This window comes from Oligosphaera ethanolica (genome assembly GCF_030814695.1).
Lineage (GTDB): Bacteria > Verrucomicrobiota > Lentisphaeria > Oligosphaerales > Oligosphaeraceae > Oligosphaera > Oligosphaera ethanolica.
Window position 1 is genome coordinate 1,799,877 of sequence record NZ_JAUSVL010000001.1, and the last position, 26,170, is coordinate 1,826,046.

A 26,170-nucleotide genomic window follows, 5' to 3' on the forward strand; every position below is an offset into this window, starting at 1 on the left:
ACCATCCGCAGCATTGTTTCAGGACTCGAAATATGACCTTTCGCTCCATTGTCATTGGCATTCTTGGCGTCATTATTCTCTGTGGCTTCACCTTTTTCAATGACATGGTCATCCGCGGCACTTTCCTGGTCGGCAATTTCTTGCCGTTCAGCATCATGGGCTCGCTCATCCTCTTCGTCCTCCTGGGCAACCCCCTGCTGGCCATGTTCGGCAAACGCTGGGCTCTGAGCGGCAAAGAGCTTGCGGTCATCATCGCCCTGCTGTTCTTCGCTTGCTTTATCCCCGGCCGGGGCTTCATGCACCATTTCACCAACGTGCTGATGTTCCCGCATCACTACACCCGCACCAACACCGCGTGGAAGAGCGACAGCCCCCGCATCGCCATCAATGCCATCAGCGACTGGCGCAAAATCGCCAACGCCCTCCGCGCCGGCTCAGTCCAGGACAGCCCCGCCGCCGCCCTTATCCGCAGCAAACTCTCCGCCGATCTGCTGGCCAAGCTCCCCGAAAACCCCGACCAACAGCCTGGCAGCGACTTCCAATTCAAAGCCCTGGACGAATTCAACGCCATTATCCTGCAGAAGGGTCTCCACGCCGATCTGCGACAAGACGGCGCCTTCCTCCCCAACTACGCCAAATTCCTCCTCGAAAATCCCGACGCTCAGCTCAGCGAAGAAGAACTCCAGGGCATCACCCGCGCCGCCTTTGACGTCGCCTTCGGTGACGGCATCCGCCTGCGCAACCCCGGCGCCATCGCCCACATCCCGCCAATCATGCTGGCCAATCCGCGCGTGGACGCCAATGCCCTCGACGGCTTCATCAACGGCCTGGGCTCCGGCGACGCCGGCATCTCCCTGCGCAATGACATTCCATGGCAAGCTTGGCGCCGCCCACTGCTGTTTTGGCTGCCGCTCATGTTCATCGTCTGCGCCTGTGCCACCGGCCTGGCCATGGTCATCCACCGCCAGTGGATCACCCACGAACACCTGCCCTACCCCACGGTGGAATTCGCCCGCATGCTCCTACCCGAACCCGGCAAGGTCATCAGCGACATCTTCCGCAGCCGCTGGTTCTGGATCGGCCTCCTGCCCGTATTAATCATCCACATGAACAACTGCGGTGTCGCCTGGTGGCCGGACTACCTCATCCCCGTGCGTTTGCGCTATTCTTTCTCGCCCCTGCTCAAGCTCTTTCCGACCTACTACCGCTCCGGCATTGGCTACTGGACGCTGTTCAACCCGGTGATTTACTTCGTTGTCATCGGCTTTGCCTATTTCCTACCCAAGGACATCTCGCTGTCGCTGGGCATTGCGCCCTACGTCTTTGGCTTCATCACGGGCAAACTGGCGGCCTACGGCGTCGTCATGGGCACGACCATGATCCGCCCGACCCTGCACACGTTCTGCTATGCCGGCTCCTACCTGGCCATGTTCGCCGTACTCATGTACACCGGCCGGCACTACTACGGCTCAGTCCTGCGCCGCTGTCTCGGCCTGAAAGGCGGCGACCCGGTTGAACCCCACGCCGTCTGGGGCGGCCGCCTGCTCTTCCTCGGCATGATCGCCTTCGTCCTCATGACGCAATTGGCCGGCTTGCAATGGCAGATTTCGCTGCTGTACATCACCGGCATGCTGGTACTGCTCACCGTGGTCAGCCGGCTGCTGGCCGAGGCCGGCGTGTTCTATCTGCACACCAACCTCTTTCCCTGCGCCATTATCTGGGGCTTCCTCGGCGTCCAGGCCATCGGCCCCGAGCAGCTGCTGATCATCGGCATGATGTCCTGCGTCATGTTCGTCGATCCTCGCGAATGCTTCATGCCCTACGCAGTCGAAAGCCTCGGGCTGACCGATCGCCTGCAGCTCCGCATCGGCAAAGTCGGCGTCATGGGCCTGGCCGTCATCATCATCGGCCTGGCCGTAGCTGTGCCAACCACCATGTACTTCCAGTACAAGGACGGCGCCATCCTGACCGGCGACGGCTGGTCCTACGGCAGCCCGCCCACCATGGCCATCAACGCCAATATCAGCCTGCGTACCACCATGCAGGCGCAAGGATCCCTCCAGGCCATCGACCAGCGCAGCGGCTGGCAGCGCTTCCGAGACATGAAGCCCGAAGGGCCCTCGCTCATCGCCTTCGCCATCACCTTCTCGCTGGTCATCCTCTTTACCGCCTGTCGCCATCGCTTCCCCTGGTGGCCACTGCACCCAGTGATGTTCCTCACCCTCGCCACCTGGCAAAGCACCGTGCTGGCCTTCTCCTTCATCATCGGCTGGCTCGTCAAATCATTGGTCACCAAATTCGGCGGCGGCAAACTCTACCAGGACCTCAAACCGCTCATGGCCGGCCTCGTCGCCGGCGAATTCCTCGCCGGCGTCATTGCCATCATCATCGGCCTCGTCTACTACTTCGTCACCGGCGAACCTCCCAAGAGCTTCGCCATCATGAGATAAGACCCGCAGTAACAGGGCCGCGCCACATACTGCGATAAACCGACTACCTTCCACGCGCCCGTCTCCCAACACCTCCCGCGCCCGTCTCCCGACCGTGCTGCGGGCTCTTGCCCGCAGCATCGCATGAGTGTTGCCTGCCACGGAAAATGGCCGCGTTTCTGCCAACTACGACGGCCGGAGACGTTCTTTCGAACCTCGCCACCGGCCAGCTGTCCCTCGCCGCGAAGCGGCAGAAGCGCTGAAAGCGCGAAACATACCAGGGTTGCCTGCCACGGAAAATGGCCGTGTTTCTGCCAACTACGACGGCCGGAGACGTTCTTTCGAACCTCGCCACCGGCCAGCTGTCCCTCGCCGCGAAGCGGCAGAAGCGCTGAAAGCGCGAAACATACCAGCCCAGGGCAAGCACGCTGAAGGCGTGCGCCGCCCTGGGTAAGACGGCACTATGGCCGTGTTCCTCGGCCCTTTCGTCCCCAGTCGGCGAAGCTGACTGGGGACGAAAGGGCAATGGAACTTATATGAAGAGCATTGGCCGCATGAAACCAGTGGGCTCCCATCCCGCGCCCGTTGCCCGCGCCTGCCCCCTCGCCCGCCCGTCTCCCTCCCCCCATCCACAAAACAAAGCGGCCGCGCCGCAGACTCGATCGTCTGCGGCGCGGCCGCATCATAAAAGCCCCGCCGATCTTATTTGGCGTAATCGACCGACCGCGTTTCGCGGATGATCGACACCCTGATCTGGCCGGGATAGCGCATTTCTTTCTCAATGCGCTCGGCCATCTCGCGAGCCAGAATCGACGCGCGTTCCTCAGTGATTTTCTCAGGCTGGACGATGACGCGCAGTTCGCGGCCGGCCTGAATCGCGAAGCAGTTCTCAACGCCGTCAAAGGCATTGCCAATGCTCTCCAGCTGCTCCAGGCGCTTCAGGTAGAGCTCGGTGGTCTCAGAGCGGGCACCGGGCCGACTGGCGCTCAGTGCGTCACAAATCTGCACCAGAATGGCCATTAGCGAGGTCTTTTCCGCCTCCTCGTGATGCGCGGCTACGGCATTGACAACGTCGTCCTCTTCGCCGGCGCGCTTCAGCAGGTCCGCGCCGATCAGCGCATGCGTGCCTTCCACCTCGTGATCGACGGCCTTGCCAATGTCATGCAGCAGCCCCGCCCGGCGGGCTTTGTGTTCATCAAGACCGACCTGCGCCGCAATGGCGCCCATCATGGACGCGACCTCAATAGAGTGCATGAGCACATTCTGCGAATAGCTGTAGCGGTATTTCAAACGCCCCAGCAGGGTCACGATATTCTGACGCAGGCGGGTAATGCCCAGCTGGTTCACCGTGTCCTGGCCGGCCTTCTGTATCTCCGCTTCCACGTCCTTGCGCACCTTCGTCACAATCTCCTCAACCCGCGCCGGGTGAATCCGGCCGTCTGCCACCAGGCGCTCCATGGTAATGCGCGCAACCTCCCGGCGAACCGGGTCAAAGCAGGATATCACCACGGCCTCCGGCGTGTCGTCAATCAGCACATTCACGCCAGTCGCGGCCTCAATGGTGCGGATATTCCGGCCCTCGCGGCCGATAATGCGCCCCTTCATGTCCTCATTGGGCAAAGGAATGGTCGATGTCGTCCGCTCGTAGGCGCAGTCGCCAGCATAACGCTGCATGGCGGTGATCATCACCTCCTGCGCTTCCTGCATCAGCAGCTGCTTGTTCTCCTCCTGGTAGCGGCGGATCAGCGTGCCACGCTCGGTTTCCAACGACTCTTCCAGCCGCGCCAGCAACTGCCGCTTCGCTTCGTCCTGTGAAAGACCAGCAACGCGCTCCAATTCCTGTATCTGCTGGCCAATCTTGACGTCAAGCTCGTCCTTCTTCACTTTCAACGCATCGGACTGCGCCCGCAACTCCTTGTCACGATTCTCCAATTGCGCCGTGCGCTGATCAAGCTGCTCCAACTTCTTGTCGACGTTGTCTTCCTTGGCCGTCAGCCGCTCCTCGGCCTTCTGCAGTTCTTTCCGGCGCTGCTTGGTCGATACCTCGAATTCATCGCGTGACGCAATCAGCTCTTCCTTGGCCTTGATCCGCGCTTCCTTGACGATGTTCTCAGCTTCCAGGCTGGCTTTCTGGCGAATGAGCTCGGCTTCCTCACGAGCCTGCGCCAGCAAGCTGTTGCCGCCCTCCCCACTTGTCCGGCGCTGTCTGATTAACAGAGCCAACAAGCCAAAAACCGCTACTGTAACCACCAGCACAATCACCAAGACAATTTCCCCGCCGCCCAACTGTGCCAACAGCCCTGTCATTAGGGCCGGTAATAACCCCTGTGTAATCATCATAAAATCCTTTCTGCCACTCAGGCAATATGTCCGCCACATGAAACCACACGTGTTTCCGTAGCGACATAGTCCATGCGCACGTCGTGCGCATGAGTCGGTATGGCCGGGACGATCTGACAATCGTGGGCCACGCCGATCTTGATGCCTGTCGCGCCCGTGAGTAAACGGTCATAATAACCGCGCCCGCGGCCAAGGCGGTTGCCGGTCTGGTCAAAGGCCAAACCGGGCACCAACCACGTCCAGGGCGGCTCACAGTCAAAGGGGGGATGCAATCGCGGAAGAGCTGGGTGCGGCTCGCGTATGCCATAATGACCGGCAACCAGCTGCGTGTCCAAATCATGGACCGCAACCATGGCGTAGGCCTGCTCATGCTCAATAAATGCAGGCAAATACAACGCCTTGCCAGTTTTCAGCCAGGCCACCAGATAATCGCTGATATCCGGCTCGAGCCCAAATGCCATATATGCAGCCAACGCCTGCCCTTCAGCTAGCACCGACAACTCCGACAACAACGATGCAATCACTCGGCCACTGCGCAATGAATCTGGCCGGGTTGCGCGTAAGCGCGCCCGTATCTCATGTCGCAGCGCTTCCTTTGTTGTCAAATGGGTCGGCATGTGCATTGGTGGGCACAGTAACAGCCACAACTGGCAGTCAGCCCCATGGCCTCAGTCAACACCCTGAATTCCTCGAACGCGCCTCCATGCGGAAATCACGTCTCTATCATTCGATGACAACAACCAACCCAAACGGCAACAACACCTTGGCCATCGCCGCCCGAACCGAACCGCCGCCATCTGCCTAAATACTTCGCCGCCTCACCCGAGACGACTTGAATAAGTTAGGACACAATACCTAACTTTCAATGTTTTTCGCCAGGCATTTAGCACGAAAACGTAACCGGTCAGTGTACACCCCGGCGCTTCGCTGGGGTGTACACTGACCAATTACACGAAAACCAGCCGGAGTTATTACATTTTTGAAAAAAATGCCGCCGGGGCGCGAATGCCGCGCCGTTCAGAAAGAGGCTTGATAGAAGCGTTGCTGGCGGTTAACAAAATCGGGAATTATGCGTGAGCGCCAAAGTTGCCAGGCACACCAGAGATTCACCAGCCCGAACACCGTCGCCCCCAGCAGTGCCACGGGATTGCCGGACGCGCCTGGCGCGTAATGCTGCAGCGCATAGGCGAGCAGTAACAGGCCGGAAAGAACGGCCCAGCCGGTGAGCAACGGTTGCGACCAGCGCCGACCATGCCACACGCGATAGACCAGCCAGAGACAGAGCACCAGGAGCAACAGACTGCGCCACACCAGGATGTCGCGCGTGCGGTCGGGGTCTAGCAGCAAATAGACGTTCACCACATTCAGAGCCGCCACCGGCAATACCAGCAACGCGCAGATCATCCCCAGGAGAATCCGACCGTGCTGCTGCGGCACGCTCAGAGTCTCCTCCAGCAGCGACACGTAGGATGGCAGGCGCCCGCGCTCGTCGGCCTTGTAATCCGGCTCGCCGCGATCATCACTATGCGAATCATGACCGCAATTCGGGCACAATTCGCGAATGAAGATGGCGTCTTTGCCGCAATGCGGGCACTTCTGAATCTGCTTCATAGATTGCTGACACCTCGTATCTGCACTGACCTCTTGCGCCCACCAGGCGCCCATATACCGCCACCGCATAGCACCGAAACAACTCGCGTTGGCGCCGCCACAAAGCTGTTGAAAACCCCGCCAAGGTGACCATCTTATGGTTCGCACCACGCGCAACCGCCATACACAAGCAAGTAACAACGAATGACACAGTCAGTCCATTGGCACAGGGCCTAGTATTGACAACGGAAAAGATACTATCATGCGCACACGTATTCCAGCAGCAGCGGCACTCCTCCTCAGCGCGGTGTTCGCCATCGCCCAGAACGTGATTTTTGTCGACGCCGCCCGGGGCGACGACCAGCAGGACGGCCTCAGTCCGCAGACCGCGTTGCGCAGCATCGCCGCCGCCATGGCCAAAGTCCAGCCGGGTGACACGGTGTCGCTGGGTGCCGGCCAGTATTTTTACGAGAGCATGGTCTTCGTCCGCGGTGGCACGCCCTGGCGCCCCATCACCATCGAAGGCAACGGCGCGACCATCAGCGGCCTGGCGCCCGTCCCCGCCGACCAGTGGCAAGACCGCGGCGACGGCCTGTTCTTCCAACCCGACGGCACTCGCGTCGGCGCCCTGGAACCCTACCTCATTGACGGCGATGGCCGGCGCCTGGAGGGCTCCCGCAAGCCCGAGGAGCTCAAAGTCGGCCAGGCCTGCTGGCCCGCCAAGGGTATTTACCTGCGCTGCGCACCCGGCGTCACCCCGGCCCAGCTTGGTCTCCGCGGCACTTACCGGCCCTGCGGCGTCACCATGACCAACATCAGCTACGTCACCATCCGCAATCTCAACGCCGAGTACTTCGCCAATGACGGCTTCAACATGCACGGCTACTGCCGCGGTCTCCACTATGAAAACATCTGCGGCCGCCACAACGGCGACGACGGCTTCTCCAACCACGAAGACGTCGCCGCGGTCGTCCGCGGCGGCCATTTTCACCACAACAACTACGGCATCCAGGACATCAGCGTCGCGCGCTCTCTCTACCAGGGCGTGCTCGTCGAGCACAACCACCGCGCTGGCGCGGACTTCTGGGGCGGCTTCCGCAGCATGGAAGACTCGCTCGTGCGCGACAACGCCGGTGGGCAGGTCGTCATCCGCAGCACCCTCGTCGCCACAGCCGGCTACGAACCCGACGATCCCATGGCCGCCGGCACGCTCTTCCTCAAAAACGTCGTCATCAGCGGCGGCCCGCAGGGCCTGGTCGTCATGAGCAATGCCCGCGCCACCGTGCAGCGTTGCAGCATCCTAGACGCTGCCATCGGCGCCAGCGTCCTCAGTGGTGCCGCGCTTCACCTCTTCCACTCGCTGATCAGGCATCCCGAAGGCGGCCATGCCCTGCTGCTCCAGGGCGGCACCCTACGGGCCAACGGCAACGCCTACCACCCCGGCGCCTTCCGCATCAATGATCAAGACTTCCCGCCGACGGCCTTCGCCGACTTCCAGAGCGCCTGCGGCCAGGACGCCCAATCGGTGCTGGGTGCACCATCCTTCCGCGGCATGTTCCTGGCCCAACAGCCGAAGGTCATGGACGGCCGACAGCGCCGGGCGCCAGGCATCGCCAGCCCCATTGATTTGCCCGTCGGTGACATCGCTCCGCCGGAGCCCCAAGTCGTCACCAGCACCGGGCCGCTGCAACTCGACTTCGATTTCGAAAGCGACAACCCGTGGGCTCTCGCCTACGTCTGGCCAGAACGCGCCCCCGACGGCGCGACCATCGCCGCCCAGGCCGTCCTTAGCGACCAGCACGCCGCCAGCGGCAAGCAGGCCGTCGCCGTTTCGGCGCATTTCCCCCCCGCCGACAAAACCAGGACCTGGCAACTCAAGCTTTTCTCGGTCCGCTTCGATAGCCTCGACCGACCCGTCACCGCGCTGTCCTTCAAGCTCTTCGGCGACGGCAGCAACACCCGCTTCATCCCGCGCATCCGCGATCGCAGCGGCGAGCAGTTCTTTGGCCCCGATGGACGCTTGGACTGGCAAGGCTGGCGCATAATCAACTGGGACCTCAAGGAACAGCCGCCAAAATACCTCGGCGGCGACAACAATCAGCAGCAGGACGGACCGCCCATGGAAGTCGTCGTGGACTTCTTCCCGGAAATCCCCCCCGCCGGCGGCTCCGCCACATTCTTTCTCGACGACCTCAGCATCCGCTGCGACTAGCCGCGGCGGCAACACGATGCTATCCTTTCATTTTCTCTCAACGATTTTCATCCCCCCCCCATCCCGCAAAGGACCACCGTCATGATCAACCCGCTAAACGGCCGCGTCACCATCCGTGAATCCCAATCCAGCGAGCAGGCGGATATCCTCATCGCCGGCGACTGCTGCCCCCGCCTCATTGCCGAAGAGCGCGTCCTCGACGGCCAGGCCCATGACATCCTCGCGCCGCTTCACGATATCTTCGCGACTGCCGATCTCTCCCTGATCCAATTTGAAACGCCTTTGACCAGCGACGACACTCCCATCACCAAAAGCGGCCCCAATATCCGCTGCCACCCCGGCACCATCGACTTCCTGCACGCCTGGGGCGGCGATGTCGCCCTCCTCGCCAACAACCATATCGGCGACTTCGGCCCTAAAGCCGCCATGGATACCATCGCCCAACTCCGCGACAACGGCTTCCACACCGTCGGCGCCGGCGAAAACCTCGCCGCCGCCTACCAGCCGCTGATCCGCGAGATCAACGGCATCCGTATCGGCATCCTCAATTTCGCCGAAAACGAATTCGGCAGCGCCACCCCGGATCGCCCCGGCGCCGCGCCGCTCTCGCCCGCCCTGAACACCCGCCAAATCAGCGACCTGGCCAAGGAGGTCGACTGCTGCCTAGTCGTCCTCCACGGCGGCAACGAACACAACCCCCTCCCCAGCCCACGCGTGGTCGAGATGTGCCGGACTTTCATCGACGCCGGCGCCGCCATGGTCGTCAATATCCACACCCACTGCCCACAGGGCACCGAGCTCTGGCACGGCAAGCCCATCGTCTACAGTCTCGGTAATTTCTTCTTCCCCGAACGCGCCCCCAAAGCCGACGATCCCACCAACTTCTGGTACCTGGGCTACATGGTCCGCTTCAGCATCGACAAAGGCGGCGCAACCGCCATGGAGCTCATCCCCACCACCTTCACCACTGACGCCGACACCGTCAGACCACTCGCCGGCAAACAGCGCGAGGGCTTCTTCAACTACATCAATACCATCTCCGCGCCCATCGCCGATATGCAGGAGCTGCGAGGCTTCTTCGAATGCTGGGCCGCCAGCAGCGGCTACCCCCGCGCTTTCATCAAGCCGTCATGGACTCCCGAGGACTTCGACGCGCCCGCGCCAAACCCCAATCTCCTCGGTCTCCGTAATCTGCTTACCTGCGAAGCCCACAATGAACTGGTGACGACCTACCTGCGACTCGTCGAAGAAGGCCGCCGCGCAGAAGCGCTCGCCCGCAAACCACAACTCGACCAACTAGGCAAGGCATCCTTCATGCTCGGCTGAACGCCAACCCACGGAAAAAGCTCCCGCCACCGCCCCAAAGACGGCGCTTGCGGCGTTATATTAACGCATTGCCAGCGCCGGCCTTCTGGCCGGTTTTCGTTCCTTTTGTCCCTTGCAGGAGTACGCCGTTATGGAGTTCGTCAGACGGGTTTTTGTCGAAAAACGCCCTGGTTTCGATGTGGAAGCGCGCCATCTCTTGAGTGATCTGCGCGAAAACCTCGGCATCCGCGGCCTGGAGCGCGTCCGCATCTGCAAACGCTACGATCTCTCCGGGCTGAGCGACGGCGAATATCTGGCCGCGCGCGACAGCGTCCTCTCCGAGCCCAACTGCGATGTCGTCTACGACGAGGCGCTGCCGCCTTGCGCCGGCCAGCTGTTTGCCGTCGAGTTTCTGCCGGGCCAATACGACCAGCGCGCGGACTCCGCCGCGCAGTGCGTGCAGCTGCTCACCCAAAAAGACCGCCCGCTGGTGCGCAGTGCCACGCTGTACATCCTCGACGGCGCCATCAGCACCAAGCAGCTAACGACCATCAAGAACTACCTGATCAACCCGGTCGAAAGCCAGGAGGCGTCGCTGGCCAAGCCGTCCTCGCTGGCCATGAGCGCCGCCGTGCCAGACGACGTGCCCGTCATGACCGGCTTCATCAACAAAAGCGCCGCCGACATCGCCAACATGGTCAAGGACCTCGGCATGGCCATGAGCGCTGAAGACCTCGCCTTCTGCCAGCGCTATTTCCGCGACGAGGAGCAGCGCGACCCCAGCTTCGCCGAACTCCGCGTCATCGACACCTACTGGTCTGATCACTGCCGCCACACGACTTTCCATACCAGCATCGACGAAGTCGAAATCGACCTCAGCGAACTGACCAAGCCGATCCTCAAAAGCTACCAGCAGTACCAGCAGATCCGCCACGACCTCGGCCGCCAGAACAAACCCTGCTGCCTTATGGACCTGGCCACCATCGGCCTCCGCGAACTCAAAAAACAAGGCAAACTCGCTAATCTTGATGCGTCGGAAGAAATCAACGCCTGCTCTATCGTCATCAGCGCCGATATCGACGGCAAGGACGAAGAGTGGCTGGTCATGTTCAAAAACGAAACCCACAACCACCCCACCGAAATCGAGCCCTTCGGCGGCGCGGCCACCTGCCTCGGCGGCGCCATCCGCGACCCGCTCTCCGGTCGCGCCTACGTCTACCAAGCCATGCGCATCACCGGCTCCGCTGATCCCCGCGCCAGTCTCGACGACACGCTGCCCGGCAAGCTCCCCCAACGCAAAATCACCACTACCGCCGCCGCCGGCTTCTCGTCCTACGGCAACCAGATCGGCCTCGCCGCCGGCAAAGTCCAGGAAATCTACCACCAGGGCTACATGGCTAAGCGCATGGAACTCGGCGCCGTCATCGCCGCCGCACCGCGCCGCAATGTCGTCCGCAAGGCACCAACGCCGGGCGACGTCATCCTCCTCATCGGCGGCCGCACCGGCCGCGATGGCTGCGGCGGCGCCACCGGCTCCTCAAAAGCACACACCGGCGAGTCACTCCAACAATGCGGCGCCGAAGTGCAAAAAGGCAACCCACTCACCGAACGCAATATCCAGCGGCTCTTCCGCGTCGCCGACTTCGCCCAGCGCGTCAAACGCTGCAACGACTTCGGCGCCGGCGGCGTCTGCGTCGCCATCGGCGAACTCGCCAGCGGACTGGACATTGATCTCGATAAGGTCCCCAAAAAATACGACGGTCTCGACGGTACGGAGCTGGCCATTTCCGAATCCCAGGAACGCATGGCCTGCGTCTTCGCTCCCGAGGACGTCGCCGCAGCCATTGACTTGGCCGCCCGTGAGAATCTCGAAGCGACGCCAGTCGCGGTTGTGACCGACGCGGAACGCCTGCGCATGCAGTGGCGCGGCAAGACCATTATCGACCTGGCCCGGTCCTTCCTGGACACCAACGGCGTCACCCAGCACGCCACGGCCGTCATTACCGCGCCGGACCCCGATGCCAATTTCTTCCTGCAGGCCGTCGCCGCCGGCACCGCCGCGCCATCCATCGCCGATGCCTGGCTGGCCACGCTGCGCGACCTCAATGTCTGCTCCCAAAAAGGCCTCATTGAGCGCTTCGACGGCACCATCGGCGCCGCGACGGTCATCAGCCCCTTCGGCGGCAAAACACGCCTGACGCCCAACGAGGCCATGGCGGCAAAACTGCCCGTCGCCGGCTGCACCAACACCTGCACCCTCATGAGCCACGGCTTCAACCCGCAGCTCAGCGCATGGAGCCCGTACCACGGCGCCCTCTACGCCGTCATCGAGGCCAACGCCAAAATCGCCGCCGCCGGTGGTGACGTCAGCCAGGTCCGCATGTCTTTCCAAGAATACTTCGAACGCCTGGGCGACGACGAAACGCGCTGGGGCAAGCCCCTCGCCGCCCTCCTCGGCGGCCTCAAAGGCCAGCTCGAATTCGGCACTGCGGCCATCGGCGGCAAGGACTCCATGTCCGGCTCCTTTGAAGACATCTCAGTGCCGCCGACACTGGTGGCCTTCGCCGTCACCTGCTGCAAGGCCGGCGGCCTCCGCAGCCCCGAGCTCAAACACCCCGGCAGCCGCCTCCTCCTGCTCACCGCGCCCCGCAATGCTCAAGAAATGCCCGACTTTGCCCAGCTGCGCCAGAATTACGCCAATCTCCACCGCTGGATCAACACCGAGCGGATCATCGCCGCCACCCACACGGTCGGCCAGGGCGGCGTCGCCGCCGCGCTCGCCAAAATGTGCTTCGGCAACTGGCTGGGCGCGACCCTCGACGACGGCTGGGACGCCAGCAATCTCTTCTCTCCGGACTACGGCGCGATCATCATCGAAACCGTCCCCGGCTGGACCGAGACGCTCCCCGGCACCGTGCCACTAGGCTGGACCAGCGCCGAACCCGTAATCCGCACCGGCAACAACAGCATCAGCCTTGATGACGCTGCGGCCGCGTGGCAGGAACCGCTCGAAAAGGTCTTCCCCACCCGCGCCGATCAAGCGCCACCGCCACCGCCCTGGCAACCCTACACCAAGGGCCCGCGCCGCCAGAAAACCAGCAAAATTGCCAAACCGCGCGTCTTCATCCCCGTCTTCCCCGGCACCAACTGCGAATACGACACTCAGCGGGCTTTCGAGCGCGCCGGCGCCGTCGTCGACCGCGTGGTCCTGCGTAACCGCAGCACCGCCGAGATCGAGGAGAGCGTCCAAGCCATCCTCAAGGCTATTGCCAACGCCCAAATCATCGTCTTCGCCGGCGGTTTCTCCGGCGGCGACGAACCGGACGGCAGCGGCAAATTCATCGCCACGACCTTCCGCAATCCCCGCGTCGCCGCCGCCACCGAAGCGCTGCTGCGCGAACGCGACGGCCTCGCCCTCGGTATCTGCAACGGCTTCCAGGCGCTGATCAAACTCGGCCTCGTCCCCTACGGCGAAATCCGCCCGCGCCTGGCCAATGACGACCCAACCCTCACCTTCAATACCATCGCCCGCCACGCTGCCACCACCGTCAGGACCATCGTCGCCTCCAATCTCTCGCCGTGGCTCATGCATACCACGCCTGGCGAGGTCCACGAAATGGCCATCTCACACGGCGAGGGCCGCTTCGTCGCCAGCGACCAGCAAGTCAAGGATCTCCTCGACAACGGCCAGGTAGCCTTCCAATACGCCGATCTCAACAGCAAACCCTGCGCCGATATGCCCTGGAACCCCAACGGCTCCATCGCCGCTATCGAGGGCATCTGTTCGCCCGACGGCCGCGTCCTCGGCAAAATGGGCCACAGCGAACGCAGCGTCGACACCCATATCAGCATCAATATCCCCGGCCAACGCAGCCAGGGACTCTTCCAGGCCGGCGTCGACTACTTCGCGTAAAACTTGGTATGAATATCCGACTGATCCGACTGATCAGACTGATCCGACTGATCCGACTGATCCGACGACTGATCGGTCCGATCGGTCCGATCCGTCCGATCAGTCCGCGATAACCAGACAGGCGAGCCGTCCGCGACAACCAGCTGACGATCCGTCCGCGAAAAAACCAACAAAAACGCCCGGGGCGCAATGCCCCGGGCGTGTGTGTTTTCCTCACGTGTTGCGCGCGACTATCGCGCACTCTGTGCTTATTGTGCCGGAATACCCACCGGTGCGGCGGCGCCGTTTTCAGGGGCGGGCTTGAAGACCTCGGCAAAAATGGTGATGTCCTCCTGGGTCACGCTGGCCAGGAAGCTGGCGGCGTTGCCCTTCTGCTCAGTCTTCATGCTTTCGAGCATAGGCGTCATCTTGCCGATCTTCTGCATCATCATCATCTTCAGCGACGGCATCACCATGGTGTCCATCAGCATGCTCTTGATCAGCGTCGCATCCTCAACGGTCGCCATCAGCACCGAGAAGACAAAGTCGATCTTATCGCCGGATTTGACCGTAAAGACCGTCCCCTTCATCTTGGCAAAGCCCGCCATGATACCGCCCATGGCCGGATTCGTCGCCTGCTGCTGCTGCGCGAACTCGGCAATCTTGGTGCGCATCGGCTCGGTCGGCGCGAACAGGAAGAAACTGTCACTGTCTTTCGTGCCCTGCTGCATTTCGGCGAGGCCCGCGGGATACTCTGCCGGTTTGCCGGAAGCTAGCCGGCCAAGGGCGCTCTTCACTGCCGCCTCACCGCCGAAAAACAGCACTCGGCCATCGCAAGGCATGGCCACAAAAAGCTGCGTGAACATCGCGTCCGCAGGCGCGTCGGGATTGAAGACGGACACGACTGGCACGCCCTGAATTTCCATCTCGTCAATGATGCTCTCCACACCACCAAGAACACTGTTTTCTTCCAACGCCGTCCGCAGCTTCTTTTTCTCAATCGGCTGCTTGAACTCGCTGGCAAACACCATGTCCATCTGCTGAAAATTCATCTTCTGACCAAAGGTCCACTGGGCGAGATTGATCGACACCAAAGTCCGCAAGGTATCTTCGGGTTTCACGCCAAGATCCTTGCCCATGCCCTCGGCAAAGGTCGCCAATTCATTCCATTTAGCCAGCTGATCGGGCATGCCGCCTTGCTGGATCACGTTGACCTGTTCGCGGAATTGCTCAAACTGACCCGTCAACGGCGATTTCGACGCTCGCTCCAGGTCGGAAAAGAAGACTATGCTGGCGTTGGGTACCAACGCCGCCTTGAGAGCTTCCGCCGGCGTGCTCGCCATCGCTGGCAAGCCAAGTAGAGTACAATAGCCGATCAGTAGAACATAGAGAGTCGTTTTCATCGCTGCATTTCCTTCCAGTTAGGGAACACTTCACCGCGCAACAGCTGCCAGCCAGCAACACCACAACGCCAGTAACTGGCTGTCTCTCGCGACTTCAGACCTCGCGCGTTACTGGTTTTGCCGGCACAGCCAAATAAACCTCAAAACATAACCTTTGCGCACCCCGCATGCAATGGCCAACAACGCCCACCTGACGTTTTTTCGTAATCGGTCAGTAACCACCCCGGCGCTTCGCTGGGACAATTTGCAGGAAACCCACGGCCCGCCGCCGTCCAGCCATCCGACCTTGATTTCCGCCGACCTTTGCGGCAGCGTGTTTCATAGGAGTAACCACCCCGGCAGGGAATTCACCGAGAACAATTTGCCGGAAACCCACGGCCAGTCGCCGCCCAGCCATCCGACCTTGATTACCGCTGACCTTCGCGGCAGCGGGTTTCATAGGAGTCATTGATACCGTGTGGACCACGGCTTAAGCGCAGCTCGCTTCGCGCGCGCGACCATAGGATGGGGGCCCCCTACGGTGGGGGGGCTGATTTCAAGAACCGCAGAAAAAGTAGTCAAAAACTCGCCCATTGACAAGCAAAAAAACGCCGAATAACAGCAAATTGTGGATCACTATGATTTGAGCTGTCTTGTTCGTGTGATTTGGGTATTCATCGTTGTGAGTTCTGGTGAACCGATCGCGTCGCTCAGATGCCCGCTTTATCGCGGCGGCGAGCGATATTCCACCTGAGTCATGTCCCTCTAGTGCGTAGGTGGGCGGCGCTGGCAATAACGGCGTATCAATGACTGCCCGACGACGCGAAAAGGTACTCGGTCAGTCATGTCCCTCTTGTGCGTAGGTGGGCGGCGCTGGCAATAACGGCGTATCAATGACTGCCCGACGACGCGAAAAGGTACTCGGTCAGTCATGTCCCTCTTGTGCGTAGGTGGGCGGCGCTGGCAATAACGGCGTATCAATGACTGCCCGACGACGCGAAAAGGTACTCGGTCAGTAACCACCTCGTTGGGGAAAACACCGGGGACAATGTGCCGGAAACCCACGGCCAGTTGCCGCCCAGCCATTGGACCTTGATTTCCGCCGACCTTCGCGGCAGCGGGTTTCATAGGAGGAATTGATAATTGAGCCGTAGAGCAACAGACGGCTCTCGGTGCGTCCGTCTCCCAGCGTGGTGCAGGCTTTCAGCCCGCGCCGTCGCAAGAGGCCAGCAGGCGGAGCCAAGTAGCGCGCCCGGGGCCGTTCCGTGGGGCGCCCTGCTGGGCGCCCAAAACTCGGCGTCATGCGGCGCTATCGACTCGGGCGGACACACAGGTCCGCTCCTGCTTAGACTCGGGCGGGCACACAGGTCCGCTCCTACTTAGTTCTGCGCGTAGCCCCACTCCAACAGTTCGCGGGCCAGCGCATCGCGGCTCTTGCTGTTGGCGGCACCCATAACCACCACGGCCAGACGGCGACCGTCGCGGTCGCAGGTCAGAGTGATGCAATGCCCGGCTTTGTTGGTCACGCCGGTCTTCATGCCATTGACGCCGGGACAACGCCCGAGCAGGCTGTTGGTGGTATCCAGATAGAGAATTTTCTTGTCTTCGCGAATGGCATCACGCCGTACCGTTGTCCAGCGCATGATCTCCGGAACGTCCATCAGCACCCCAGCCAGATAGGCCAGCTCCACGGGGCTACTGAGATTTTCCCGGCCATTGTCCGGCAAGCCGTGCGTATTATGGAAGACGAATTGCCGGCAGCCCAGCGCCTTGGCGCGTTCGTTCATCCGCGTCACAAACGCGCTCTCGCTGCCGCTGAGGAATTCCCCGAGCAGGTAGGCGCAGTCGTTGGCGCTGCGAATCAGCACGCATTTGAGCAGCTCGTCAATGGTCAGGGTTTCCCGGGGGTCCAGCCACACCTGACGCCCGCCGATCTTGGAGGCGGCAACCGTGACCTGTACCGGCGTTTCCAGGGTCAGGCGCCCCTCCGAGGCATGCAAGTCCTCAACCACCAGCAAGGCCGTCATCATCTTGGTCATGGAAGCAATGGGATAAGCCTGCAGCATGTGCTTGCCCCAATACACCGTGCGAGAACTCAAATCGACAACCGCACCGGCGGCAATGTCCCCCGTCCGCGTCTCCACCGCCTTCGGCAGAGACCGGCTGCTCACCGTGAAATAACTCGGCGAAAACGGCGTGAAAACCGGCCCGGCCGGCACTGGCGGCTCCGGCGGCGACAAGGGCGCGCCTGCCCCCGGCGCGGCGGCTTCGAGAACTGTCTCACTGGCCACCTCGGGCGCCTGCATGCCGTCATCCGGTGACATCACCATAACCCCAAATACCACCAGATGAACAATGACAATCCCGCCTAGGATGTAATACTTCAACATCAAAACCTTCTCCTCTTAGTCGTTATCACCGTCATGGTCAGGACGCGCGGAAGCAGCACCGGCGCTCCCGTCGGCGTCCGCAGTCTCCGCAGAACCCGTCCGCGGCCCACGCCGACGCGGCCGCCGGCGACGCTTCTTGGCGGGCACCGCCGCTGCCGCTACATCCGCTTCCTCCGGCAGAGGGAGCGCCTCGGCGGCGCCGCAGTCGCGCCCCATGGCGTGCAACAGCAATATCAGCAAGGCACGGCCATACTTATATTCACGATGGCGGAAGCAACGTCGCGCTCGTTCAGGGTCGGCCAACGTCGGCAGCATCATGAACATGTCGCGGATGCGCGCAGAAAAAAAGCGCGGGAGGACAAAGCCCTCGTAAAAAGCCAGAATCGCGGCACTGCAGGCCGAGCCGCTGTCGCCACCGGGCCGCCAAAGGCCCCGCTCGTCCTCGGGCTCCTGCAGCTGGCTGACCACCCACGGCAGACAGGCCGTCGCCAGCGCCAGCGCTTTCGAACTCGAATAGTCGCCACCGCGCAGAGCCGCATCACGTTCCCCCAGCGCGTGCCGCGTGGCCGCGCCCAGTGGCTCGCCCCAGAGCCGCGCCATGGCCGGCCAGAAATGCGCCAGCAAACCGTAATCGGCAAACGCCGTGAAGATCTCCAGCGAGCGGCCCGTGAAAAATATCTTCAGCAACTCTTCAAACAACCGCGACACCGACGCCAGACGGATGCTCGCCGCGTGTTTACGCAACGCCGCCCCCAGCTCCGGCTCCAGCGTAAAACCCTGCTGACCGACCAGCTTCAAGGCCCGCAGCAGACGCACCGGGTCCTCTTCCAGGCGCAATGCCGGGTCACCAACCGTCCGCACCACCCGGCGACGCATGTCGTCAATGCCGCCAACGAGGTCAATGATGCCGCGATTGCCGGCGACGTCGTAATACAGCGAATTGACGGTGAAATCACGGCGGCGGGCATCCTCTTCCAGAGTGCCGTAGCGGTTGTCATTCCAGATCATCACCCCGTCGTCGTCATAGCGGCCGCGGCGCTCACTGGCAGTCGGCTCCCGCCGAAACGTGCTCACTTCGTAGATATCCCCGCCCGAAAAAACATGGGCCAGGCGAAAACGCCGGCCGATAATGCGGCAGCCCCGCCGGCTGAAAACGGCCTGGACTTCCTCGGGCGACGCCGATGTCGCAATGTCGTAGTCTTTCGGTGCGTGGTCCAGCAGGAGGTCGCGAACGGCGCCGCCCACAATGAATGCCTCATAACCACTATCCACCAGCCGTTGAACAACGGCGGCGGCGGCAGGGCGAATTTTGTCACGTATTGGCATAACGAAGGTGCTATCTAGTATATCCATCGGCGGACGACACAGGGCCATTCGCCGAAAAACTCAAACTCAGTTGTTCTGCCGGCGGCCATAGAATTTGCGCCACGGGCGCGAAGGTCCGGCGATGAATGGGACATGGCCCCCGTGCCGCCAGCGCGGCCAGATGCTCAGCCGTGCCATAGCCCTTGTGACGAGCAAAACCATACTCGGGATACTCGCGGTCGTACTCTAACATCAGCTGGTCACGGTGCGTCTTGGCAATGATGCTCGCAGCGGCAATGCTGGCCGATAAGGCATCGCCCTTGATCACAAATTGCGCCGGATAGGGAAAGTCAGGCACGCGCAGGCCATCAACCAGCACCAACTCCGGCGAAGGCTGCAAAGCCCGCGCTGCTTCGCGCATGGCCTCGTGGGTCGCTCGTAATATATTGATCTCGTCAATGCGCGCCGCACTCTTCACGGACACCGCATAGCGAACCCGCGCATCGGCACGCAAGGCCACCGCCAATTCCTCCCGGACGCCCTCCCGCAAGGCCTTGGAATCGCGCACCGGCAAGGAAAAGCCATCTGCCGGCAGGATCACCGCCGCCGCGACCACCGGCCCAGCCAGCGGGCCGCGACCAGCCTCGTCCACCCCCGCAACCAACAGCACGCCATCACGCACGCGTGCCGCGCGCTCGTAGCTGAATAAATCAGCACTCTGCTGCTGTCCGCCCGCCAAGCCCATGCCACGGCCTTTGTCAGCGGCGCCCGTCATGCCGACGCCTGTGGGGAAAAACAAGGGAAGGAAACATGTGGCATGTCTCCTTCCCATTCAATCATCGCAGATAGTGATGCCGGACACGCCACAGCAGCATCAGCGCTGGCGCTTCTCCTTCACCGTCGCGGCATTGCCGACCTGATCGCGCAGATAGTACAACTTGGCGCGGCGAACGCTGCCCTGACGAATGCGCTTGAAACTGGCAATACGCGGCGAGTGCAGCGGAATTACCCGCTCGACGCCTTGGCCGTGGCTGACACGACGCAGCGTCACACTCTCGGAAATGCCACCGCCATTCCGGGCAATCACCGTGCCCGTAAACGCCTGTATGCGTTCCTTGCCGCCTTCAATAATACGAACGTCAACCTGGATCGTGTCGCCAATGCCAAACTCCGGCAACGACGGCTTCAGATTCTCTTGACGAAGCTCTTCAATCACACTCTTTTTTGTTTCCATTGACTTCACCTGTTTCCATGTGCTGTCGCAGCAAGTCTGGACGCCGTCCCGCAGTCCGTATTACCCGCTGCTCCTGTCGCCATTTTCTTATTTCTTCATGATTTCCCGACAGGAGCACGTCGGGAACCTTCATGTTCCGGAAAACCACCGGCCGCGTATACTGAGGGTACTCCAACAAGGGCTCCCTGCCGAATGACTCGTCGTCGGAAGACTCGTCCGATCCCAAAGCACCAGGCAAGAGCCGTATCACCGCGTCAGACACCACTACTGCTGCAATGGCGCCGTTCGTCAATACATAATCGCCCAATGACAACTCTTCGTCAATCAGGGCCTGGCGAGCACGTTCGTCAATGCCTTCGTAGTGCCCACAGACCAATATCAGGTGCTTTTTCGTCGCCAACCGCCGTGCCGTGGCCTGGTTGAAAGGCCGGCCCTGCGGCGTCATCAGCACCACATGCGCGTCGTCATCAAGCAAACTCTCAATACACTCAAACAGCGGCTCAACCCGCAACACCATGCCGGCGCCACCCCCATAAGGGCTGTCATCGACACTCTGTCGACGGTCGTGCGCATAATCACGCAAATTAACCAGTTTGATATCGACCAGTCCTTCACGCTGAGCCCGGCCCATGATCGATTCGCTGAGCGGGCCGGCACAGATCGCCGGAAAAAGACTGACAATCTCAAGGCGCATCGCCCGCCTTCAGGTTAATCCAACACGTCAACCGTGACCCGCAAGCCAATACGGCCGGAAGCGCCACTGACCAATGAACGAATCGCCGCAATCGTCTTGCCGCTCTTGCCGATGATCTTGCCGATGTCCTTCTTCACACAGGTGATCTGGATCACGCTCATCTTGTCGCGCTCAACCGTGGCAATCTTCACCTCGGCAGGCTCGTCAACTAAAGACCGGACAACGTACAGCACGAAGCTCTCAAGACCAGCCAGAGATACCGGCGGAGCTAACTCGCCAACATCGCCGCCAGGCGACGATGACAACCCCGCAGAGGCTTCGGGCACAGCAGCTTTGCTGTCAGCGGCCGGAACACTGTCGTCACTGGCCGCAAACAAATTTTTTAGAAATGAAAACGCCATGATAACTTATGCCTGTGCTGTGGTCGCTTCAGGCTGTCCAGCAGCGCGAGCCCGTTTGATAATTGCAGTCACCGTCTCACTGGGCTGGGCACCACGGGGAATCCAGTAGTCAACCCGGGCCAAGTCGATGCGCTCGAACTCATGACGGGGATCGTACACCCCGATGATCTCGATGAAACGACCATCACGAGGACTGCGGGAGTCCGTCACCACAATACGGTGACATGGCGCATTGCGTTTACCTGTTCTACGAAGTCTGATCTTTACCGACATGCTTGCTTTCCTTGGCTCCGAAGCGCAACCTACCACACAAAGACAGCGTGTGTCACTGCACTTCTTTCTTTGCACATATCAAAAAATATGACAAATAGTGTTTTAGAAGTCGTCTAATATATACAGCCTATGCCACTCTGGCAAATCAGCTGATGACCTTTTCCTATTTTTCCCGTAATCGGCCAGCCATTGATACCAGCCTTTCCCGCAGTATGCTGAGCCAAGCGCCCGTTTCCCGAAGCGTCACGCGCCCGTTTGGCGGTCGTGGTGCGGGCGTCTCGCCCGCAGCGGCGAGACGGCTCATTACACCGTCCTCGCCATCCACGCCGACTGTCGCGCGCCCGTCTTCCGGTCGTTTGGCGCTTAGAGGCCCTTGCTCTGGAGGACGCGCTGCAACTCCATCTGGAAGAGCTGCATGTCCCGCGGCGTCGGCTTCGCCGAGCCCTCGCCGAGCTGGAAGCCAAGCCGGCCGGACTGATCCAGGGTCCACTCGCCCTTGGCGCCAGACGCAAATTCCACGTCGCCGCTGAACATCGCGCCGGGGCGGACCACGGGGCTGACATCGACCTTGGTCTTGCCCTCAGCGGCCTCGCGGGCCAAGTCGTCCTGCATCTTCTGTAGCAACGCGCTGAGCTTGGTCTGGAACAGCCTGATGTCGTCCTCGCTGGGCTGAGCGTCCTGGCCCTCGGCCAGTTGCAGCCCCAGGCGGCCCGTCTGATCCATATACCACCCGCCGTGCAGCCCGGAGGCAAAGCGCACCGCGCCGCTCATGGCCGTGCCTCGGCGCGGCTGCGCGTCCAGGGTCACGCGAGTGCCAGAGCCGTCGTCATCGGCATCGGTAGCGTCATCGTCGGCATCGCCTTCGCGCGCGGCGGCGACCTCGTCATCCTCGGCGCCGCCATCCTCTACCTCGTCATCGTCCTCATCATATGCGTCCTCGGCCTCAGTTAGGGCATCCGTCTCGCCCGCCCCTGCGTCGGCAGCTGGCGCGGCGACGACTGCAGCTGGCGCCGGGGTTTTGGGCTTGTCGTGTTTCTGCCAATCGACGCTGAGATCGGCGGCGATGAGGCGCAGATCAAGAAAGGTCATGCGCAGGCCATGCTCATCGGACAGGAGCTTCTGCACATCGGACAGCGACATGCCCTCGTTGAGTTTCTGCGCAATGAGCTCATTGCGTTCTTTATTGGTCATCATGCTATGCTTTCCTCACTTTGCTTTTGGCACGCAGGGCTGTCATGTACGCGCGTTCACGCCAGCGGCAGACTCGCCGCCGCCGCCGCTTGGCCGTGCCGTTTTTCCCGCTCGTCGGGCTCGTAGAAATTCACTGCCAGCGCGGGGAATTCCCGGCGGAGCAGCGCCTTGGCTTTGTCCAAAATGATCTTGCCGCCATCGCCGGTGACCACGCGACCGAGTACTTCCACGTGGCGCACGCAGGGATAGAAATCGCCGTAATGGGCCACGCTGTAGCCCAAATACACCCCGATTGTCTCGTAAATGCGCCGTGCCCGCTCGTCGCCGGCGGCCATCAGTTCCTGCACCCGCAGCAGGCGTTTGGGGAAATCATGCTCCGGCAAGTCCGGCATGGCAATGCCCGCCAGCGGTATCAGCCGCGCCACGGCCTGCTGCGAAAAATAGTTCGCGCCAACGCCGAAGTCCCGCGACCACTCGTCCACCGCCGCCCGGGGGTTGTAATCCACCGGCGCAAAGGCCAGCTCGTTCATCCAGCCCTTGATCGCGCGCTGGTCATCCACATAACCGCCGGCCAGTGACGATCCCATCGCCAACCCGAGGACCGCGCCGTCATTGAGCGCAATGGCGCCGGCCAGCGCCGTAACATCGCCGTCGTTCTCCAGCCGCAGGGGCACGCCCCATGCCTGCTCAATCGTCTTAAAGATCGGGGCGGCCTCACGCTCGAAGCGTTCGCGTGGCGTGATGCCGCGGAACAGCGACGCCACTCGCACCCGGCCATCCACATAGACGCCGGCCGAACTGCCGCCAATCGCCTGCACCTTCGCCTCGGGATCTACCGCCTTGATGGCCTTTTCGGCCTCTTTGAGCACCCACATGATCTGGTCGAAATGGTAGCGGATGTCGGTCTGAGGTTTGGGATCCCAGACGTATTCGGCGCTGAGCAGCGGCTCGCCGTCCGCCCGCAGCGCCAGCTTGCCGTCCTTGACCACGGCGACCTTGCGGTCGCTGGCGCCGAGATCGAAACCAATGCGCCAGCCCGTCCAGTCCAACTTCACTGCGCTGCTGGCGCCGTCACTGGCAACAGGCATATCTGCCGGGGTCGGCGCGTGCACAAAGGTCATTGGCTGTTCGTAGGTCTGCTCGCCCCAGAACTCGGCGTCAAATGCCCGCATGCCCGTGCGACTGTAACAGCTCCGCAACCAGGTCACCAGCTCCTGCGGACCATGAACCGTCACTTTCCAACCACCAAACTGCCACAGGAGAAATTTCACCACGCGGTCCACGTAGAAGTAATTGGCCGCCGCGGCAGGATGACGCATATCATAAACCCGCGTCGAAAAACACGACACGCGCTGGCGATCACGTTCAACGGCAATCAGCAGCGGCACCGCCGCGCCCGACGCGTTAACATCTGCCAGAAACGCCCGATTACACAAGGCGGGCGGGCAAAATTCCGGGTCCAATACTGGCTGCGTTGGCGCTTTCACCAGCTTGAATACATCCTGCATATCTGCCTTCTCCTGTTACCTACTGTTTGCCTCAGATGGCCTAACGACGCCCCCGCCCGCATCGGGCGCGGCGCCACGTTGCTCATTCAGCGCCACAGCGACGCCGGGTAGCGGCCCGCCGCGGTCAAGGCCCGTATCTGCTCGACCACCACGGCGCGATCCTCTGCGTAAGTCATGCCAAACCAGCGTTCGCTGGACTCCAGGACCACCGCCCGGCATTCCCCACGATGGATCAGCGTGTCAACCACAGTCGGGATATAAAATTCGGATTTGGCCTCATGCCCGCGCGCCTGCAGAAATTCCTTGAACAGCGTCTCGAGATGGGCGAAGAGCCCCGGCATGAAGCCCCAGAAATTGAGTGACACGGGCTCATTCCCCGTCAACGCCTGCCATTGGCCATCATTATCAAGATAACGCGCGCCGCCGGCAGTTTTTTCGATTTGCGTGCGTTCGACCACCGTCTGCAACTCGCCGCGCGCGTCCTTGCTGCACACACCGCGCGAAACCGACCCGTGCTCCGACAGGGTGTTGGCCAGTTTGTAAGCGACCATCGCGTAGGTCGTCGCCGTGCACTGCGGTGAGCGCATGAAATCCGCCAGCACCTGGTAGGATTCGGCCCCGTAAAAGTCATCTGCATTGATAGCCGCGAAAGGGCCACTGATCGCGTTGCGCGCCGACCAGACCGCATGCCCGGTGCCCCATGGCTTCTGTCGCCCCGCCGGACAACTGAAGCCGGCCGGCAAGTCGTCCAGTCGCTGTACCACAAAATCCAGGCTCATCTTGCCGGCGAGCTTCGCCGCGAAATGCTCGCGCAAGGGCTCGCGCAATTCCTCGCGAATGACCAGGCAGACCTGCCGGAAGCCCGCCCGCCACGCGTCGTATATCGAATAGTCGAGCACAAATTCGCCGTCGGGGCCCACCGGGTCCATCTGCTTGATTCCACCATAGCGGCTGCCCAGGCCGGCAGCAAGCACCAAGAGAGTCGGAGCGTCCATCATCTCATCCTTCCATCACATCACTGGAGCCAATTGCGAGCGCACTAGCCGTCTTGCGCCCTTCAGCGCTTCGCAGCCGCCACCGCGGCTGCCGCAACCGCCGCGATGTCATCCCAGCGACCGGCTTTGATCAGCTCTTTCTTCGCAACCCAGGTGCCGCCGACAAACGCCACCTGCGGTATCGCCAGATACTCCGCCAGATTGCCGGTCGTCACCCCGCCCGTAGGGCAGAAGCTGATGCCCAGGTGACCGTAGGGCCCCAGCAGAGCCTTCAGCATCGCGACGCCACCAGCAGCCTCCGCCGGAAAAAATTTCAGCAGCGAGCAGCCCATTTCGACAGCGCGCTCCACATCGCTGGGCGTGCAGACGCCCGGCGCAAAGGGCATGGCGCACTCACGCGCGGCGGCAATGGTCGTCGGATTGCAGCCCGGCGCGACGGCAAAGCGCGCCCCGGCGTCAACGGCCTTGCGCATCTGCTCCGCAGTCAGGATGGTACCGGCACCAAGAATCATCTCGGGAAAGCGCTTTGCGGCCTCGCGGATCGTAGCCTCCGCCGCTGCCGTCCGGAAAGTGATTTCCGCCACCGGCAAACCGCCTGCGATGAGCGCTTCGCATAAACGCAGCCCCTCGTCGGGACTGTCCACCGCCACCACCGGCACCACACCATATGAACGCAAACGATCAAACATGGTCGACCTCACACTTTGCCCATGAAAAAACTGCTCCAAAGCATCTCGCGAACGCCAAAGGCGTAACCTTCTCAATGTAATCCCCAGCCACCGCAACGCAACCTGCCAATAGCCACTATCACCAATTACGGGCAACCGGTCCCGGCGGCAAGACTCCTGGGACCGCCGCCGGCGCGGCGGCAGTCGATTGCCGTCGATTGCCATCGATTGCCGTCGATTGCCGTCGATTGCCGTCGATTGCCGTCGATTGCCGTCGATTGCCGTCGATTGCCGTCGATTGCCGTCGATTGCAGTCGGCAGGCATCCTAGGAGCGCCGGCGGCGCGGGTGGAGCCAAATCA

General features: G+C 61.7%; 20 protein-coding genes. 5 read left to right on the top strand and 15 right to left on the bottom strand.

Translation table 11 applies throughout. The features are described 5' to 3' along the window. Nucleotides 1-32 precede the first annotated feature (32 nt). Entirely contained in the window at nt 33-2,450 is a 2,418-nt protein-coding gene (locus J3R75_RS06065; RefSeq protein WP_307260484.1) for a DUF6785 family protein, read from the top strand. Nucleotides 2,451-3,131: 681 nt separating this feature from the next. Here the strand turns inward: J3R75_RS06065 and rny are convergent. The 3 genes from rny to J3R75_RS06080 all read right to left on the bottom strand — a co-directional run bounded on the left by rny (nt 3,132) and on the right by J3R75_RS06080 (nt 6,380). After that, complete coding sequence (rny, locus tag J3R75_RS06070) at nt 3,132-4,724, bottom strand: ribonuclease Y (protein WP_307260485.1); 1,593 nt, start codon at nt 4,722-4,724, stop codon at nt 3,132-3,134. A 62-nt stretch (nt 4,725-4,786) separates the two neighbouring features. Continuing rightward, entirely contained in the window at nt 4,787-5,392 is a 606-nt protein-coding gene (locus tag J3R75_RS06075) for a 5-formyltetrahydrofolate cyclo-ligase (RefSeq protein WP_307260486.1), read from the bottom strand. 394 nt (nt 5,393-5,786) lie between these two features. Beyond that, a complete protein-coding gene (locus J3R75_RS06080; protein ID WP_307260487.1) occupies nt 5,787-6,380 on the bottom strand; it encodes a zinc ribbon domain-containing protein in 594 nt (197 codons plus the stop codon). Between the two features lie 241 nt (nt 6,381-6,621). On the opposite strand from J3R75_RS06080, the gene J3R75_RS06085 reads away from it, so the two are divergent. The 3 genes from J3R75_RS06085 to J3R75_RS06095 all read left to right on the top strand — a co-directional run bounded on the left by J3R75_RS06085 (nt 6,622) and on the right by J3R75_RS06095 (nt 13,789). After that, nucleotides 6,622-8,571 (top strand): right-handed parallel beta-helix repeat-containing protein, encoded by a 1,950-nt coding sequence (locus tag J3R75_RS06085; protein WP_307260488.1) that lies wholly within the window; start codon nt 6,622-6,624, stop codon nt 8,569-8,571. Between the two features lie 81 nt (nt 8,572-8,652). Then, nucleotides 8,653-9,897, top strand: a complete 1,245-nt coding sequence (locus tag J3R75_RS06090) for a CapA family protein (protein ID WP_307260489.1) — start codon at nt 8,653-8,655, stop codon at nt 9,895-9,897. Between the two features lie 130 nt (nt 9,898-10,027). After that, entirely contained in the window at nt 10,028-13,789 is a 3,762-nt protein-coding gene (locus J3R75_RS06095) for a phosphoribosylformylglycinamidine synthase (RefSeq protein ID WP_307260490.1), read from the top strand. Between the two features lie 248 nt (nt 13,790-14,037). Here J3R75_RS06095 and J3R75_RS06100 read toward each other — a convergent pair whose 3' ends face one another. After that, entirely contained in the window at nt 14,038-15,171 is a 1,134-nt protein-coding gene (locus J3R75_RS06100; RefSeq protein WP_307260491.1) for a hypothetical protein, read from the bottom strand. Between the two features lie 154 nt (nt 15,172-15,325). Here J3R75_RS06100 and J3R75_RS06105 point away from each other — a divergent pair, with 154 nt between their 5' ends. After that, a complete protein-coding gene (locus tag J3R75_RS06105) occupies nt 15,326-15,622 on the top strand; it encodes a hypothetical protein (protein ID WP_307260492.1) in 297 nt (98 codons plus the stop codon). 907 nt (nt 15,623-16,529) lie between these two features. On the opposite strand, the gene J3R75_RS06110 is transcribed toward J3R75_RS06105, so the two are convergent. The 11 genes from J3R75_RS06110 to eda all read right to left on the bottom strand — a co-directional run bounded on the left by J3R75_RS06110 (nt 16,530) and on the right by eda (nt 25,830). Further along, the gene (locus J3R75_RS06110) at nt 16,530-17,540 is read right to left on the bottom strand and encodes a D-alanyl-D-alanine carboxypeptidase family protein (RefSeq protein WP_307260493.1); all 1,011 of its coding nucleotides are present in this window, start codon (nt 17,538-17,540) and stop codon (nt 16,530-16,532) included. 15 nt (nt 17,541-17,555) lie between these two features. Beyond that, nucleotides 17,556-18,866 carry a polynucleotide adenylyltransferase PcnB gene (gene pcnB / locus J3R75_RS06115; protein ID WP_307260494.1) on the bottom strand — a complete coding sequence of 437 codons (1,311 nt, stop codon included), beginning with the start codon at nt 18,864-18,866 and terminating at the stop codon, nt 17,556-17,558. A 10-nt stretch (nt 18,867-18,876) separates the two neighbouring features. Next, the gene (gene rnhB, locus J3R75_RS06120) at nt 18,877-19,620 is read right to left on the bottom strand and encodes a ribonuclease HII (protein WP_307260495.1); all 744 of its coding nucleotides are present in this window, start codon (nt 19,618-19,620) and stop codon (nt 18,877-18,879) included. A 99-nt stretch (nt 19,621-19,719) separates the two neighbouring features. Continuing rightward, complete coding sequence (gene rplS, locus J3R75_RS06125; RefSeq protein WP_307260496.1) at nt 19,720-20,079, bottom strand: 50S ribosomal protein L19; 360 nt, start codon at nt 20,077-20,079, stop codon at nt 19,720-19,722. Then, nucleotides 20,054-20,773: a tRNA (guanosine(37)-N1)-methyltransferase TrmD gene (gene trmD, locus J3R75_RS06130; protein WP_307260497.1), complete on the bottom strand. Its 720-nt coding sequence runs from the start codon at nt 20,771-20,773 to the stop codon at nt 20,054-20,056. Before trmD ends, rplS begins: the two co-directional genes overlap by 26 nt. 14 nt (nt 20,774-20,787) lie before the next feature. Next, nucleotides 20,788-21,174 carry a KH domain-containing protein gene (locus tag J3R75_RS06135; protein ID WP_307260498.1) on the bottom strand — a complete coding sequence of 129 codons (387 nt, stop codon included), beginning with the start codon at nt 21,172-21,174 and terminating at the stop codon, nt 20,788-20,790. A gap of 6 nt (nt 21,175-21,180) precedes the next feature. Next, nucleotides 21,181-21,447 (bottom strand): 30S ribosomal protein S16, encoded by a 267-nt coding sequence (rpsP, locus tag J3R75_RS06140; protein ID WP_307260499.1) that lies wholly within the window; start codon nt 21,445-21,447, stop codon nt 21,181-21,183. Nucleotides 21,448-21,810: 363 nt separating this feature from the next. Continuing rightward, nucleotides 21,811-22,641 (bottom strand): hypothetical protein, encoded by an 831-nt coding sequence (locus tag J3R75_RS06145; protein ID WP_307260500.1) that lies wholly within the window; start codon nt 22,639-22,641, stop codon nt 21,811-21,813. A 53-nt stretch (nt 22,642-22,694) separates the two neighbouring features. Next, nucleotides 22,695-24,146, bottom strand: a complete 1,452-nt coding sequence (locus J3R75_RS06150) for a hypothetical protein (protein ID WP_307260502.1) — start codon at nt 24,144-24,146, stop codon at nt 22,695-22,697. 86 nt (nt 24,147-24,232) lie between these two features. Further along, entirely contained in the window at nt 24,233-25,144 is a 912-nt protein-coding gene (locus tag J3R75_RS06155) for a nucleotidyltransferase family protein (RefSeq protein ID WP_307260503.1), read from the bottom strand. Nucleotides 25,145-25,203: 59 nt separating this feature from the next. Continuing rightward, nucleotides 25,204-25,830, bottom strand: a complete 627-nt coding sequence (gene eda / locus J3R75_RS06160) for a bifunctional 4-hydroxy-2-oxoglutarate aldolase/2-dehydro-3-deoxy-phosphogluconate aldolase (protein ID WP_307260505.1) — start codon at nt 25,828-25,830, stop codon at nt 25,204-25,206. Between the last annotated feature and the right edge of the window lie 340 nt (nt 25,831-26,170).